Origin of the sequence: Limosilactobacillus albertensis (assembly GCF_014145555.1) — a bacterium.
GTDB classification, from domain to species: Bacteria; Bacillota; Bacilli; order Lactobacillales; family Lactobacillaceae; genus Limosilactobacillus; species Limosilactobacillus albertensis.
Map to the genome: position 1 here is coordinate 1 of NZ_JACIVD010000041.1, position 238 is coordinate 238.

A 238-nucleotide genomic window follows, 5' to 3' on the forward strand; every position below is an offset into this window, starting at 1 on the left:
ATTAATTGAGTTAGCGATTATATTCGTTAATTAAAACTCAAATAACGCGGTGTTCTCGGTTTATTGTTTTGTTAATAAAGAAATTAGATAGTATTTAGTTTTCAAAGTACAAGCTCTGAGGGTAAACCCCTCAAAACTAAACAAAGTTTCTCCGTTGTGTAGGTTCCGTTTTATTCCTTAGAAAGGAGGTGATCCAGCCGCAGGTTCTCCTACGGCTACCTTGTTACGACTTCACCCC

The 238-nt window shown here is 37.4% G+C and carries 1 rRNA gene; it reads right to left on the reverse strand.

Annotated elements, in window-relative coordinates:
* Positions 1–181 precede the first annotated feature (181 nt).
* Positions 182–238, reverse strand: a 16S ribosomal RNA gene (locus H5S41_RS00530); the annotation flags it as partial.